Source organism: Thermosulfuriphilus ammonigenes (genome assembly GCF_011207455.1).
Lineage (GTDB): Bacteria > Desulfobacterota > Thermodesulfobacteria > Thermodesulfobacteriales > ST65 > Thermosulfuriphilus > Thermosulfuriphilus ammonigenes.
In genome coordinates this window covers 929850-944535 of the sequence record NZ_CP048877.1, presented here as the reverse complement: position 1 = coordinate 944535, position 14686 = coordinate 929850, and the positions used below count along the sequence as shown (strand labels likewise).

General features: G+C 43.6%; 18 protein-coding genes. 14 read left to right on the top strand and 4 right to left on the bottom strand.

What is annotated here, in order from left to right:
* Positions 1-984: a bifunctional riboflavin kinase/FAD synthetase gene (locus G4V39_RS04585; protein ID WP_166031813.1), complete on the bottom strand. Its 984-nt coding sequence runs from the start codon at positions 982-984 to the stop codon at positions 1-3.
* A gap of 48 nt (positions 985-1032) precedes the next feature.
* Entirely contained in the window at positions 1033-2451 is a 1419-nt protein-coding gene (locus G4V39_RS04580; protein ID WP_166031812.1) for a 4Fe-4S binding protein, read from the bottom strand.
* A gap of 245 nt (positions 2452-2696) precedes the next feature.
* Between G4V39_RS04580 and G4V39_RS04575 the strand changes: the two genes are divergently transcribed.
* Positions 2697-2900, top strand: coding sequence for a cold-shock protein (locus tag G4V39_RS04575; protein WP_166031811.1), 204 nt, complete (start codon positions 2697-2699; stop codon positions 2898-2900).
* A gap of 287 nt (positions 2901-3187) precedes the next feature.
* On the opposite strand, the gene cobM is transcribed toward G4V39_RS04575, so the two are convergent.
* The gene (cobM, locus tag G4V39_RS04570) at positions 3188-3973 is read right to left on the bottom strand and encodes a precorrin-4 C(11)-methyltransferase (protein WP_210412183.1); all 786 of its coding nucleotides are present in this window, start codon (positions 3971-3973) and stop codon (positions 3188-3190) included.
* Positions 3974-4195: 222 nt separating this feature from the next.
* Complete coding sequence (locus G4V39_RS04565; protein ID WP_281347285.1) at positions 4196-5140, bottom strand: integron integrase; 945 nt, start codon at positions 5138-5140, stop codon at positions 4196-4198.
* A gap of 563 nt (positions 5141-5703) precedes the next feature.
* Between G4V39_RS04565 and G4V39_RS04560 the strand changes: the two genes are divergently transcribed.
* From G4V39_RS04560 to G4V39_RS04510, 13 genes are all read left to right on the top strand, one after another.
* Positions 5704-6315, top strand: a complete 612-nt coding sequence (locus G4V39_RS04560; protein ID WP_166031808.1) for a hypothetical protein — start codon at positions 5704-5706, stop codon at positions 6313-6315.
* Positions 6316-6407: 92 nt separating this feature from the next.
* Complete coding sequence (locus G4V39_RS11225; RefSeq protein WP_210412182.1) at positions 6408-6617, top strand: hypothetical protein; 210 nt, start codon at positions 6408-6410, stop codon at positions 6615-6617.
* A gap of 8 nt (positions 6618-6625) precedes the next feature.
* Positions 6626-7951 (top strand): HNH endonuclease signature motif containing protein, encoded by a 1326-nt coding sequence (locus tag G4V39_RS04555; protein WP_210412181.1) that lies wholly within the window; start codon positions 6626-6628, stop codon positions 7949-7951.
* 92 nt (positions 7952-8043) lie between these two features.
* The gene (locus G4V39_RS04550) at positions 8044-8310 is read left to right on the top strand and encodes a hypothetical protein (protein ID WP_166031807.1); all 267 of its coding nucleotides are present in this window, start codon (positions 8044-8046) and stop codon (positions 8308-8310) included.
* A complete protein-coding gene (locus tag G4V39_RS04545; RefSeq protein ID WP_210412180.1) occupies positions 8279-8602 on the top strand; it encodes a hypothetical protein in 324 nt (107 codons plus the stop codon). Before G4V39_RS04550 ends, G4V39_RS04545 begins: the two co-directional genes overlap by 32 nt.
* Positions 8603-8697: 95 nt before the next feature.
* The gene (locus G4V39_RS04540) at positions 8698-9327 is read left to right on the top strand and encodes a hypothetical protein (RefSeq protein ID WP_166031805.1); all 630 of its coding nucleotides are present in this window, start codon (positions 8698-8700) and stop codon (positions 9325-9327) included.
* 107 nt (positions 9328-9434) lie between these two features.
* Complete coding sequence (locus G4V39_RS04535; protein ID WP_166031804.1) at positions 9435-10631, top strand: ABC-three component system protein; 1197 nt, start codon at positions 9435-9437, stop codon at positions 10629-10631.
* Positions 10628-11125: a three component ABC system middle component gene (locus G4V39_RS11430; protein ID WP_220126058.1), complete on the top strand. Its 498-nt coding sequence runs from the start codon at positions 10628-10630 to the stop codon at positions 11123-11125. The genes G4V39_RS04535 and G4V39_RS11430 overlap by 4 nt, the downstream gene beginning before the upstream one ends.
* Positions 11122-13074 carry a DUF3732 domain-containing protein gene (locus tag G4V39_RS04530; RefSeq protein WP_166031803.1) on the top strand — a complete coding sequence of 651 codons (1953 nt, stop codon included), beginning with the start codon at positions 11122-11124 and terminating at the stop codon, positions 13072-13074. Before G4V39_RS11430 ends, G4V39_RS04530 begins: the two co-directional genes overlap by 4 nt.
* Before the next feature lie 95 nt (positions 13075-13169).
* Positions 13170-13388: a type II toxin-antitoxin system HicB family antitoxin gene (locus G4V39_RS04525; protein WP_166031802.1), complete on the top strand. Its 219-nt coding sequence runs from the start codon at positions 13170-13172 to the stop codon at positions 13386-13388.
* Entirely contained in the window at positions 13381-13593 is a 213-nt protein-coding gene (locus G4V39_RS04520; RefSeq protein WP_068671574.1) for a type II toxin-antitoxin system HicA family toxin, read from the top strand. The genes G4V39_RS04525 and G4V39_RS04520 overlap by 8 nt, the downstream gene beginning before the upstream one ends.
* A gap of 62 nt (positions 13594-13655) precedes the next feature.
* A complete protein-coding gene (locus G4V39_RS04515) occupies positions 13656-14222 on the top strand; it encodes a hypothetical protein (protein WP_166031801.1) in 567 nt (188 codons plus the stop codon).
* A gap of 148 nt (positions 14223-14370) precedes the next feature.
* Positions 14371-14655 (top strand): hypothetical protein, encoded by a 285-nt coding sequence (locus tag G4V39_RS04510; RefSeq protein ID WP_166031800.1) that lies wholly within the window; start codon positions 14371-14373, stop codon positions 14653-14655.
* The last annotated feature ends 31 nt before the right edge of the window (positions 14656-14686 follow it).

Below are 14686 nucleotides of genomic sequence, written 5' to 3'. Positions count from 1 at the left end.
TTAGCTGGCCGCAGCTTTTAACTCTTCTAGACAGGCTGAGGCCATGGCCCCGGCCTCTCGGGCCAGGATCTTCCTGGCCACCTCTATGTCTGCCCGGATCTGTCTGGCCAGCTCTTCAGCGGAGGAGAATTTTCTTTCATCCCGCAGGCGTTCAATGAGATTGATCTTTATCTCCTGGCCATAGATGTCCTGGCTAAAATCAAATATGTGGACTTCAGCCGAAAGATCGCCGTTGGCAAAGGTGGGATTGAAACCGATATTCATTACTCCGCCATAGCAACGGTCGCCAACGATGACCTGGACAGCATAAACCCCTACTCTGGGATAGAGCTCATCGCCCGGGATGCGCAGGTTGGCGGTGGGAATGCCCAGCAGACGACCCCCACGGCCATGGCCTGGAATGACCACCCCCCGGATCTGGTAAAAACGACCAAGGATCTTTTTCACTGTAGAGACTTCGCCGGCGGCCACCAGCTCTCTGACCTTGGTGCTCGAGGCCACCAGGCCGTCTATCTTCTGGGGGGGGACGACTACTACCTCAAAACCGAATCGCTCCCCGGCCTCCTTAAGGAAGTCTATATTACCCTTGCGTCCTCGACCAAAGGCGTAATCATAACCCACGACCAGGGTCTTGGTGCCCAACATTTTTACCAGATATTGAGAGACAAAGTCTTCAGCACTTATGCGGGCAAAATTCTGGTTGAAACGAAACCAGATGAGGATATCGAGACCAGCCCGCCGGATGAGTTCGACCTTATCTTCCCAGGTACAGATAAGTTTGACCGGGGCCTCAGGTCTTAAAACCTTAAGGGGGTGAGGATGAAAGGTTAGGGCTACCGCCTCACCGGAAGTTTTTCGGGCCCGGTGGACCGTCTCCTGAAAAAGGGCCTGATGCCCCAGGTGAACCCCATCGAAGTTGCCAATTGTCACCACTGGATTGCGCAGGCGGCGAATAAGACCCTTGCTTCCTTCTAGTATCTCCATAACCGGAGCCTCCGTTTTAGGTGGTGGCCATGGATTTATAAGCTGTCTTTAAGGATTTGGCAAATCATGAGGCCAGAATCCCCCCAGATACTTTCCCACCCAGATGTATATTCCGAGGCAAAGCATCACCATGGCGTTTATAAGAAGATAGTTTTTCCTAGGAACCAGGCCCTCAAACTCTTCTCGATAAAAGACATAGGCTACATGGAGCCCCCCGGCTGTCCCCAGGGCCAGAAGAGCCAGAGAGAGGGCCTCCAGAAGGCCCGGGGGAATCCTGAAGGCCAGGGCCTCCCAGTTAAGGCCCAGCTGTCTTCCCAGGATGGGCAAAAAGTTTCCCGCCTCTCCGAGAAGGTACTTCAGGCGATAGACCAGCTCTCCAGTAAAGGCCAGGGGCACCAATACCGGAACCATAGGCGAGAAACGTCCGAAGAGTTCGTCTTCATAGACCGTAAAGAGCCAGGCTCCGATCTTGATGATGGCCAGAAAAAAGACAAAACCCCCGGCCAGCACCAGAGTAAAGGTGGCCGCCTCTGATCCCCCCAGTAGCCTTCGAAAATCTGCATACCAGCGGCTTTCCTGGAGAAAACGGGCCACCTGAGAGCCCATGAGGAAGGGGATGATGTAGGCACAGGTTAGGTATCGCCCCTTGTTAAGTATTAGCTCGTTTAGAGAGTGGCGAATTTGAAGCCGGGGAGAGTCTCTCTGACATAGGGGGATACAGTGGCCACAGACTAGACAGATCAGGTTGTTGCGGGCATTGAATGCCCCAAGATAGACAGGGCAACCAGGGATTCCATCCCGACCCCGCTTACAATCAAAGGTGCGACAGCCCCGGCAGCGATTGTGGTCGGCCCGGAACTCCAGAATGGAGAGCGTGGCCGCCGAGCCGATGATCTTGCCCATAGGACAGAAGTGCCTGCACCAGGCCTGCCCCCGGTAAAAGACGGCCAAGATGGTGGCCCCAATGACAATAGACAGGAGGAGCAGGGCTGTGCCCAAGGGGGAGTGTTTCATGTCGGTGACGGCCTCAACCCAGATGATAAAGGCCAAAAGCCCCGTGGCCACGTAGGCGCAGTAGCGGGAGAACCAGTGGGGAGGGAACCTTTTGCGTGAGAGGGAGAGCCCCTGAAGGAGTCGGCCCAGGCCAGGGAAGGGGCAGAAGGCGCACCACATCCGGCCCAGGAAGAACCAGGAAAGGACAACCCCGGTCCACCACAGGCCCCACGAGATGTAGAGCATGGCATTTCGTTGGGGATCTTGGGGGCCAAAGATCCCGGCCAATATAAGGCCGGCAAAGATGATATCGGTAAAGGTCCGGATAACGGCAAAGTAGCGTCGGTTAGCAAAGAAGCGTTTTAAGGCCGGAAAGAGCTCAAAGAGGTTTACCCGAGCCTCCGGATCATAAATGAGAATGGTCCGAAAGATGTCTCTGACTCGGGGAGATTGGTTGTTGTCTTTTTCTTTCAAGGGAGAGACCTAGTTGAATACTCAAATTCTATTTAGCAAACTAACAAAGCATTTTTCCAAACTTAAACTAAGGTTATCAAAAAATGATTTCTTTTGAAGTCTTCTCTGAGGGAGAACCACTTTTTTCTTTACAAAACCCGAGGGGGGGTCTAAAGTGGCAGTGTAAGTTGTAAGCTGGTTATGCCTCCTTTGGGGCGGCCATTACGGCTTACAGAGTTTTTTAAGTTTTAAGGAGGATAGTTGTAATGGCCAAAGGAAGAGTTAAGTGGTTTAACGACAAGAAGGGTTATGGTTTCATCTCCCGTGAGGACGGTGGCGATGTCTTCGTCCACTACACGGCTATCCAGGGGCGTGGTTTTCGGACCCTGAGGGAGGGCCAGCTGGTGGAGTTTGACATCCAGAATGGTCCCAAAGGAGAGCAAGCGGCCAACGTCGTCATCATCGACTAAAATTTCCCTAAAGTCGTAAACAAAAAGGGGAGGCTTAGCCTCCCCTTTTTTTATTTTCTAGTGGTTTTTGCTCTCGCATAAGAGAAGTTGATTACATTTAAATACCGCTGAGCCTTAAAAGCTCTCTTCGCAAAACTTCCTAAGTTCTTTTACTTATATGACTCGCGATCCCTAGACCTTAAACTCCCGGCCGATAAAGTAGCGGTGCTCCGCGAGGGAAGGATAACCAGATCGGCCTCTTTGAGGAAGTCCTCTCCCATCAGCCGGCAAGATCGTAAAGGAATTCCTTACTCCTTAGGCTGGCGGAAGCCGTGGGTAAAGGCCGGGTCGTAGAGCTTTGAGCGCTTACCAGAGGGAGGCTCAAGGACTTGGCCCACGAAAATCAGGGCCTGTTTCCTGATGTCAGCTTCCTTAACCGCTCTCGCTAACTCTTTTAGCGGGGCACGGATAATCTTTTCCTCAGGCCAGCCCACCCGATAGACGCAGGCCGCAGGGGTTTCCGGCGGATAGCCTCCTTCTATGAGCTCTTTGGTGACCTTATCTATCAGGGAGGCACTAAGGAATAGCACCATGGTGGCCTGGTGGGCCGAGAGCTCCTTTAAGGATTCTTTCTCCGGCACCGGGGTGCGCCCGGAGGCCCGGGTGATGATGAGCGTCTGGCTCACCTCCGGGACGGTGAGTTCACAGCCAAGGGCTGCCGCCGCAGCAAGGAAGGAAGACACCCCGGGGACAACCTCGCAAGCTACCCCCTGTTTTTCTAGCTCTTCCATCTCTTCGGCGATGGCCCCGAAAAGGGAAGGGTCCCCGGAATGGAGTCTAATCACCTTTTTTCCTTCTTTAGCGGCCTTGCTAAGGAGGGAGATAATCTCCGGGAGGGAAAGCGAAGCACTATTTACGAGCTCTCCTTTAAGGCCTGAAAGGATTTCCTGCGGGACAAGAGAGCCGGCGAAAACGATGAGATCTGCCTCTTCCAGAAGGCGCCTGGCTTTGATGGTCAAAAGTTCTGGATCCCCGGGCCCCGCCCCCACCAGATAGACCTTCGCTTTATTTAAAACCTCTCCCATAAGTCTCATTTTACCTGCCAAACCCACTTATCACAGCAGGAAATATTGGGGGCACCAAATAGTTCGATCGTTATCTTTCATTGCAAGCTCCGGAGGTGATTAAGATTGAAGTGCCCCTGGTACTTAAAACCGTGCCGGGGCTTCGGTGATCTCTCCCTTTAGTCATTGCGAAGGCGGCTCAATGACACCTTCGCAATCTCGAATCCCTTCAGGCATGTCGGCTAATAATAGCTATCTGTCGAAGGGACTAATAACCCCTGTAATGCGCTTGCCCACGATATGGGTGTAAATCATGGTGGTTCTTAGGCTTTTGTGCCCCATAAGCTCCTGTATAGTACGGATGTCGTAGCCATCTTCAAGTAGATGGGTGGCGAAGCTGTGACGCAGGGAATGTACCGTGGCCGGTTTCTCGACCCCGGCCTTGTGCAGGGCCTTCTTAAAGGCCCGCTGCACGGCGGTAGGGTGAAGGTGATGGCGGCGGACGGTCTTCGTGCGCGGATCAACCGAAAGCTCCCGTGAGGGAAACACCCAGAACCAGGCCCACTCCTTGCCGGCCTTAGGATATTTGCGCTCAAGGGCGTGAGGGAGGAAAACTCCAGCTACCCCGGCCTTGCGGTCCATCTCATAAGTTTCCCGCACCTTGGTCAGGTGGACCTCGAACTCAGGCTCAAGTCTTCGGGGAAGCACCGTCACCCTGTCCTGATCCCCCTTACCTGAATAAACCGTAATAAGACCCCGTTCAAAGTTGAGGTCCTTGACCCTAACCCTCACCGCTTCACTCACCCGCAAGCCCCCGCCATACATCAGGGCGCAGATCAGATAGTAGGGTTCCTCAAGGTTAAAGAGCACCTCCTGGACTTCTTCTCTGGTGAGCACCACCGGGAGCCTGCGTCTCTCTTTTGCTTTGACGGCCTCGATGTATGGGCCGATGTCCCGCTCAAGCCCCTCCCTGAAAAAGAAGACCAGGGCGTTTAGAGCCTGGTTCTGCGTGGAGGGTGCCACGTGCCTTTCCACGGCAAGATGGGTAAGGAAGTCCTGAAAGTCTTCTCCGGTAAGGGCTTCCGGGGGCTTAAATTCGGTGAACTCCCCAAAACGGCGCACCCAGTCGAGATAGGTCTTTTCCGTTCGGTAAGAATAGTGCCTCCGCCGGAGGACTTTTTGGGTCTTTTCAAGCAATTCTTGCCAGGAGGCCTCTGCCTCTTTTAAATCATTCCCGTTCTTTGATCGATTTAGAAAGTAATTATAGAGCTTTATGGCTCGGTCAGCCTGTTCTACTTGCCAGGGCTCAAGTTTTTGCGCTAATCTTATGAGGAAGTCTTTTCTTTTCTGGTAAGAGACAGTCTTCCCGGGGGATAGATTGTTTTCCTGTAACAGCTGTGTAACCCACCGTACCATGAAGGGGATGGTCTTTCCCCGCTCCCCTACTTTTCTTAAAAACTGCGCAAACTCTTCCATATCAAATTTTGATTTTTTCATGCCTGTTATGCCAACAAAATTTTTGAGTATTTATAGCATCCATCAGCATTTCATCTAAATATGAGACATAATTTTTATCAAAAATATTGTCGAAAAATTGAAATAAAAGCAAAATTTCAGGAATTATTCAAACATTATTAATGACAAACCATTAAATTTACGATCTATTGCATTTTGATTTGCTGGCTAGTGGCCTTTAATATAGCAAGATTAACTGTCTCTTATTAAGAGAACGCCATCTAATTAAAAGATATGTTAGAAAAATGGCCAAGATACTAAATTTGTCAAGAGAAACTGTTACTTCTATTGCTACCGCTTTTTCGGCATTTGTTAGTATGTTATTATTAATTTTTTATCTGCATACATATTGGAAAGACAGAAAAGAAGAAAAGGTTTTAAAGTGGCAAAGAGTTGTTGTGTATGACATTATTAAAAAACGTTCTTCTGGAATAACTTTTGATGATATTAAAACGGAATACCTTGCTTTTTCACATCAATCGTTACTAAACATTCCAAAAGAAAAAATTCAAGATATAGAGTTAAAATATGTTTTACTTTCTCTATTGAATGATAATTTAATTTTTTATTATAAAGACAAATATTTTATTGAAGCCCTTGACACAGAATTTATTAAATTTTTCACTAGCTTCCTTGATGAAATGGAATCTAAAATGATGAAAAACAGAATGACAATTTTGTATATCTTAAAAGATAACCCTGAAGGAATAATAATAGATAAATTGTATGAAGAATATCATAAAAAGGTGCCAGATGTATCTTATCAAAACTTTAAAGAATACATTGAGTACTTTAAATTGGATGGCCGAATAGTTGAAAAGAGAGGATTGTTATACCTGAAACAATCTATAGAATAATTACCACTAAAAAAATCTTCTAACAACTTACTTCAGCGGACCCGCTATACAGCGGGCCGCTGAGTTTGAGCGTTATGTTGAAGAAGTAAATTATGGGTAAAGTAAATTTAGATGCATTGATACCAAGAGAAGATTTTGAAATTAAAGAGAATCCCAATCCAGGGAAAAAGAAAGAAACAATTTCTATTGAAGATATAAAGTATAATTCTTTTTTCTTTATTAATCTAAGAAAACCAGACTTTCAACGAGAGACCAACGAATGGGATGAAAAAAAGTTGCGGACTTTATTAAAAGTTTTGTAGAGGGTGATTTGATACCAGCAATAATTTTGTGGCGTAGTTCTAGTGGTTATTTGTTTGTAATAGATGGTTCTCACCGCTTAAGTTCACTAGCAGCATGGGTCAATGATGATTATGGAGATGGTAAAATTTCAAAAATGTTTTACGATGGTATTATTCCAGATGAACAAATAAAAATCGCAGAAAAAACAAGGAAATTGGTGAATTCTATAGTAGGTTCTTATAGTGACTTTGAACTTGCTTTAACACATCCTGACAAAGTTAGACCCGATATTGTAAAAAATGCAAAAAATCTTGCAGCTCTTGCCATACAACTTCAGTGGGTTGAAGGTGATGCCAGTAAGGCAGAAAACTCATTTTTCAAGATTAATCAACAAGCAGCCCCTATAAATCAAACAGAATTGACCCTGCTCAAAACCCGCAGGAAGCCCAATAGTATTGCCGCAAGAGCAATAATAAGAAGTGGAAAAGGACACAAATACTGGTCAAAATTCGATGAAGATAAGCAATTAGAAATACAAAGAATAGCAACCGAAATAAATGAAATACTATTTGAGCCGAAACTAATAACACCTATAAAAACATTGGATGTACCCATTGGTGGTAAACGATATTCTGCTCAGACTCTACCTCTAATATTAGATTTTGTAAATATTTCTAATAAGATCACTCAATCAACAAATTTGAAAGACGATATAACCGGAGATGAAACTATAAAATTTTTAAAAAACACATTAAAGGTTGCAAGACTTATAAATAGTAATCATCCTTCTTCATTAGGCCTCCATCCTATCATTTATTTTTATTCAAAGGATGGGAGACATAAACCCGCGTTATTCTATGGGGTTATAAAATTTGTTATAGATCTTAAAGAAAGAAAAAAGTTAAAAGATTTTATTCAAGTCCGTACTGGAATAGAAAAGATATTATGGGACTATGATTATTTGATCCAACAGATAAATAGGAAATATAGAAGTGCTATTAGAAGTTATCCTTATATATCAAACTTTCTATTTCAAGCTATGTCTTATCTAATCAAAGAAGGTTCAGTTGAAAAGACGATACATATGTTAATCCAAACAGATTTTTCTTATTTAATGCTAGAAACGCCTAGACAGAAACAGACAGATAAAAAGGACTTCGATAATTACAAAAAGAGTTTAGTCTATATTAAGGAAGCAATTGATAATGCTCCTAAATGCAAAATTTGTGGTGGTCTTATTCATAGAAATGCGATATCGATAGATCATATTCAGAGGAAGCAAGATGGTGGCAAGGCTACAATAGAAAATGCTCAAATAACGCATCCTTTCTGTAATACTGGAGTAAAAAATTAAAACATAACAAATCAGTGCACCTGACCGCTATTCCGCTGCGGCCTTCGGCCTTGCTCCATAGCGGCAGGTGACTTCAGACGTTATGATAAGAAATGAACAATAAAAATAACAGAAAAAAGAAAATAGTTATTTTTATCGGAGCAGGATTTTCTACGGCTTTAACTAGAGGAGATAAAGCTCCTATTGGATTGGAATATTTACCTACTTTGCAAGAATTTACAGACCTAATGTTAGAATTTTTAAAAAAATCTGTTTCGAAACTTAATGAGGAATATACGCCTTTTTCTAAAGATGTAATTTTACAAACTATTGATATATTAGAACAATATGAATCTATCTACAAAAGAGGCAAAATATAACTTTGAAGAATTATTATCAATGTTAGCCATACAGTCCATGCTTAAAGAATTTAACATAGTTTCAAACAGTATCGCAAAAGAAAATATTGATGATATCTTAAATTGTTTGATATTTTTTATTCCTAGATTATTTGCAGATAGATTGTCAATAGACAGGAAATTAAAGAAAAATAGAAATTTTTTTTACGCAGTTAATAATGAAAATATTATTCGTTTTATTCAAAAAAACTTGGGGATTTATGTGACAATGATTGTGTTACATTTATTAGTTTTAATTATGATGGATTATTAGAAGCATTTTTAGATTGTGATTTAACAGCTAATCAAAGGGGAGAAAGACCAGTTTTTCGTTATTTTCCTGAATTTAGTCATGGATTACAATTTGTAATGCCCGAACATATCCATTTCAAAAATGGGCGTATTTTCATTCAAGATGCTCGAGATTTCAATAAAATAAAAGAAAATATGCCTAGTACACCGCTAGTATTAAAACCACATGGTTCAATTCATTTTTATCCAATAAAGCCAGAGACGGCTAAATTAATTAATATACACTGGGTAGCTCTACATCCTAGATTTGATATTGGTTTTAATCCACAAACAATGCAGCGTGATATTCCAGATGTATTGAGTTGGCATTTTATAAATCCTGTGCCTTTAATAGTGCCTCCTATTATTAACAAGGATGGTTATATAAAAAATAATTATTGTAAAAAAATTTTTAAACTAGTTGCAAATGAATTAATGCAGGCTGAGAAGATTATTTCATTAGGTTTTAGCATTCCACGATCAGACTTACACGTTGCTTCATTGTTACACATTGTAGCTACTAATAAAAATTTTGGCTATAAAAGTATAGGTATAGTTTACAAAAAATCTAAAACTGATACTACACCAGAAAATTGGATAAGAATATTTGGAGAAAAATCAGTTGACATTTTGGAAGAAAATGGAATTCCTATAGCAAGTACAGAGGAATTTGAGAATTTTTGGAATAAATTAATCGCTTTTATTTAATAAGGCAAAAAACATAACAAATCTCTCCAGCGGACGGGCAATACTGTCCGCCGCTGAGTTTGGGCGTTAGCATTACACAAAGCACTCCAAGGTAAGGAGTATTTTTCGTGAAGAACAATTTTGGTGCGTCAGCATCATTAATTGGCTATCTTTATCAATGTAGATTGGCGTTACTCGAAGCTCTCCGCCGTCTGAGAAAAAATGTAACTTTCAGTGTATCAATAGAAACATTGGATGATGTAGTTTTTGATAGTAACGGAGAGGCAGCTGAAATTCTTCAGACTAAACATCATATTAATAGAGCTGCTGATTTAAATGATGCTTCACCTGATATATGGAAGACATTTCGCATTTGGATAAGTGGTCTAATAAATGATACTATTCCAGATGATTCAACTTTTTTTCTTATCACCACATCCAGCGCCCCTGAAGCTTCTGCAGCTTACTATTTAAGAGCTGGAAAATCAAGGGACGTCGTAAGAGCTATTGAGCGTCTCAACGCGACGGCCGAATCATCCACAAACAAGACCAACACTCACGCCTACAAGCTATTTCGTAACCTTAGTGCGGAAAAGAAACGCAATTTTCTTGAAGCCGTCATCGTGCTTGATAACGCTCCCGCCATTTCTGACCTTGACGGGCTCCTTAAGGAGGAATTGTTTCATGCAGTAAAGCCAAAGTTCTTAGACTCTTTTGTGAGGAGGATTGAGGGATGGTGGTTTCGCAGAGTGATCGAGCATCTGTCGAGTGATGCATCAGAGCCAATTCTAAGCGAAGAACTTTTGGCTGAAGAAGGGCGGTTGCGCGAGCAATTTAAGCAAGACAACCTGCCAGTCGACGATGACATCATGAATGCAACAGTGGATGCATCCGGATATCAAGACAGAACATTCGTCCATCAATTGCGGCTAATTGAAATTGGCAACCGACGCATATTTTATGCGATTCGGAACTACTTTAGGGCCTTTGAGCAGCGATCCAGATGGGTTAGAGAAGATCTGCTTTTTGTGGGAGAACTAGATCGCTACGAGGATCGCTTGGTGGAAGAATGGGAACTCTTGTTTGAAGCCATGAAGGATGACCTTGGGAATGACGCGGCTGAGGAAGCAAAAAAGAAGGCCGCACAAGCGCTGTACAAATGGGTAGAAACAGGTAGCCATCGGTCTATTCGGGCTGGTGTTACTGAACCATGTATAGCTCGGGGTACTTATCAGATCCTTGCCGACAAATTGCGGGTCGGATGGCATCCCGAGTTCCTTAAACGCCTCAAGAAGCTGCTGGAACCACAGGAGGCAGAAAAATGAAACCGTGGGCCCAACGGCCGGTAGAAGAAGCTAACTTACTGAATCCAGCATTCTGCTGTGTTACACTGACTTCTGCCGTAGTGGGGTACACGGACATTGATAAAGCAGGCATGCCGTACCCTTTGTCCTTCATCATTTTGCCAATTGTCCTACACAAAGAAACTCGTGAGTCACTCCCGCGAACCATACGGACATCCATGGCTGCGTGGCTTCAGGAGAATATGTCAGCTCGCGTTCTGTTCGCAGAACGGACGATCTCACTCAAGCCCTATACGCGAGAGGCCATTCTGTTTGCTCTTCTTCATGACTGGTTGTCCTTTGGTACAGGGGGTAGATTACAAACGACCAAGAATAACGTGGATGTAGATCGCTTCCTCCGAAGGTTGGGCGATGAGGCAAGGGACTGTATAAAACGGGGCCGCTTCGTTGGAAAGTGGTTTGCTTCTGCTGGCTCGGTACAAACAGTAATGGCACTTTGGGGGATCCGACCATGAGTTTCCAAATACTCGACGTCGTGCTATATGGATTCAATGGCCGTCGAAGATTACTGTCGCTCCGTCCTGGAGAACTAAACATTATTACCGGTGCATCGAAGACCGGGAAGACAGCTCTTATAGAAATCATCGATTACTGCCTTGGGAGCAGTGAGTGCAAGATACCAGAAGGTATTATCCGGAAATCTGTTGAATGGGTTGGCCTTCGCTTGCAGGTCACGGATGGCCAGGTATTTGTTGCTCGGAGGTTACCTGGACCAGGCGCAAAGGCCTCTGCCGATATCTACTACGATATTAAGACCGAGGTTGAGATTCCTGAATCTTCATCATTGAGGCAGACTATCAATCCAAAAGCTCTCGAATCTCTTCTCTCCCAACATGCTGGCATCGGGGAGAACATTCATGAACCAGGTCCTGAGCAAACTCGTACTGCTCTAACCGCGACCATTCGCCACGCTTTGTTCTTCTCGTTTCAGCAACAGAGCGAGGTAATAAGTAATAGGCATCTATTTCACAAGCAAAGCGAGCAATTTATTCCACAGGCAATCAAAGACGTATTACCATATTTCTTGGGCGCAGTTGATGAATATCACGTCGCGAGGGTAGCGGAGTTACGACAACTTCGACGTGATCTCCGAGGCTTGGAACGAAAACTGGCCGAATATGAAGGAATTCGTGGGCGAGGCATCAGTCGTGCCCAGGCACTCCTCAAAGAGGCGCAAGATATTGGCCTCTTTGATGTTAATGTCGTCCCTGACACTTGGGAGCAGTGTGTTGAGGCGCTACGGCAAGTCCAAGCATCGCCAGTCGAACCGGAAGAAGAGCTTGCAAGAGAGGGAGATGCATTTGAACGACTCCATGAAGAGCGGAATGCCCTCACCGAGGAGCTTCGTCAAATCAAGGAGCAGCTAGCCGCTGCAAAGGCACTAGCTTCTGATCGCCAAGGTTATTCGCGTGAGGCTGGTGCCCATGTGCACAGGCTTAAAAGTATACAACTTTTTGATACTGATGGAAGTACCGTTACGCCTGTGTGCCCAGTGTGTCAGGCAAAGTTGCCTGAGGATGCTATTCCCTCTGTAGTGGATTTGGAGCGCTCGTTAAAACAAATAGAAAAACAGGTTCGGTCTGTGGAGGAACGTTCTCCGCAGATGGACCAAGTAATCCGAACACTTCAGGAACGTATGAACGATGTCAAGAGGCGGCTTCGCGAGAACAGGGAGGCTTTGGAAGCTGTCCAGGCATCAAATAGGCGCCTGCAGGAGATCCGTGATCGTGCTGCGAGGCGAGCTCACATTCTAGGCAGGATTGGATTGTACTTAGAAAGTTTACCCCACCTTGAGGATAGAAGCGATCTTAACCAAGAAATCGAAGAGCTAAATCATAAGATTTCTGCTCTTGAGGCGGAAGTTAGCGACGAGGTAGTTCAGGAGAGGCTAGCGTCTATTATATCCATCATGAGCCGCGATATGAGTGCCTGGGCTCAGGAACTTCAATTAGAGCATTCAGAGTATCCACTTCGGCTTGATATGAAGCGTCTTACGGTGGTGGCAGACACAAAAGATGGGCCAATTCCTATGGAACGAATGGGTAGCGGAGAGAACTGGGTTGGTTATCACTTGATCGCCCACTTTGCCTTGCACAAATGGTTTGTAAACCAGGGGCGACCCGTACCGCGCTTCCTTTTCGTTGATCAGCCGTCACAAGTGTACTTCCCAGCTGATAAAGACGTCAATGGAAGTATGGATGGAATTGAAAATGAAGACCGTGAGGCGGTCGCGCGAATGTATCGGCTAGCATTAAGGGTGATTCAAGAGCTGAGTCCTAACTTCCAGATGATCATAACAGATCACGCTGACATAGCTGAGTACTGGTTCCAAAGTTGCGTCGTCGAAAGGTGGCGCAGAGGTAATAAACTTGTGCCGGAAGATTGGTTAGAAGTCAAAGAATAAATGCTAACAAAACGCTCCACCTGACCGCTTTTCCGCTGGCGCTCCATAGCGGCAGGTGAGCTTTGTCGTTAGAAAAAATAAATTCGAGGTAGAATATGAAAGTTACAGTAATAATAGAAAAAGATGAATTTGGATACTACGCTTATTGTCCCGAATTAAAAGGCTGTCATACACAGGGAGATACTTTAGATGAAGTTCTAAAAAATATTAAAGAAGCTGTGGAACTCTATTTAGAGACATTAGACGAAGAAGAAAGAAGAATTTTATTAAATAAGGAAATTTTAACCACTTCTTTAGAGGTAAGGATTGCCTAAATTACCAAGGTTAACTGCTGTTGAAGCCGAAAAGTTATTATTACAAGCAGGTTTTAAATTGATTAGGAGTAAAGGAAGTCATAGGATTTACATGAAAGAAAACAAACGTTTTGTTTTGCCCTTCCATAGCGGAAAGATATTGCATCCTAAGATTGTGAAACAATTATTTGAAATTATTGGTGAAGAAAAAGAAAATTTAATCTAACAATTCGCTTCAGCGGACCGGCGGAATCGCCGGCCGCTGAGTTTCGACGTTAGGAGTATAAAATGGGGCCAACAGAATTTGCACTGAGTGTATTAGCAAGTTGGTTGGGTAATAAAATTGACTTCTTATTAAACAACAAAGAATCTTCTGATAATAAAACAGATATCAAAATAGAGCATCCTGAAAAGGAAAACAAGATTGGTAAATTCCGAACCTTTGATGTTTGGTTAGAACTTGATGATATCTTGTCAGAAATAGAAGAACCTGTCGGACATTTAATCATTGAAACTTCACCAACTACTTTTTATCATTTAACTGCTTTAGTCTTAGAGTCAAGAAAAACTGGCGAATGGTATGTTTTTCGCAGAGGAAGAATGTCATTTCAAAGTACAGGTGGAGGGAAGCATCAGATTGAAACATTGTTAGACAAATTTGTAAATAGAAAGATAGCACTAGCTCTTTGGTCTGTGGAAAAAGAAATTCTTGATCAATTTGAATCTGGGAAATTGTTATGGCATGAACTTAAACAAAAATTGATTCCCCTAAGGTCTTCGGTTGTCGATCAAAGAGACTGGGATTATTTGAAAAAACGGGCACAAGAGATAATAAAAGAATTTTATAAAAGATAACAATCCTTTCCTGCGGATGGCTACCGCCGCTACAGAAATTGGCGTTAGAACATGAATCATTTGCAAAAAGGAAATGATTTATTTAGATATATAAAAGAATTATGCTATTCTCCACTATTGAAAAAAACTTATTCTTCTTGTAACTGTATTGGGAGCTGGAGTTGTAGGTATCTCTTACGTTAGTTTTATAATCTATTGGACATGGCAGAAAGAAGGATGGGTAAAAGATATAGTTAAAGAACATTTTGCTGCTACAATAGGTCTTCCTTTAGCTGGAGTTGCTGCTTATCTACTTGTGTCAGTTTTAGAATATAGCTATGGCAAAATAGAAATAGAAATTTGGGGATTAAAGTTCAAAGGTGCTACGGGACCGGTAATTTTATGGATGTTATGCTTTTTTATAATTGCAATATCTATAAAAATGTTATGGTAAAGTTCTAACAAATCTCTTCAGCGGACCCGCT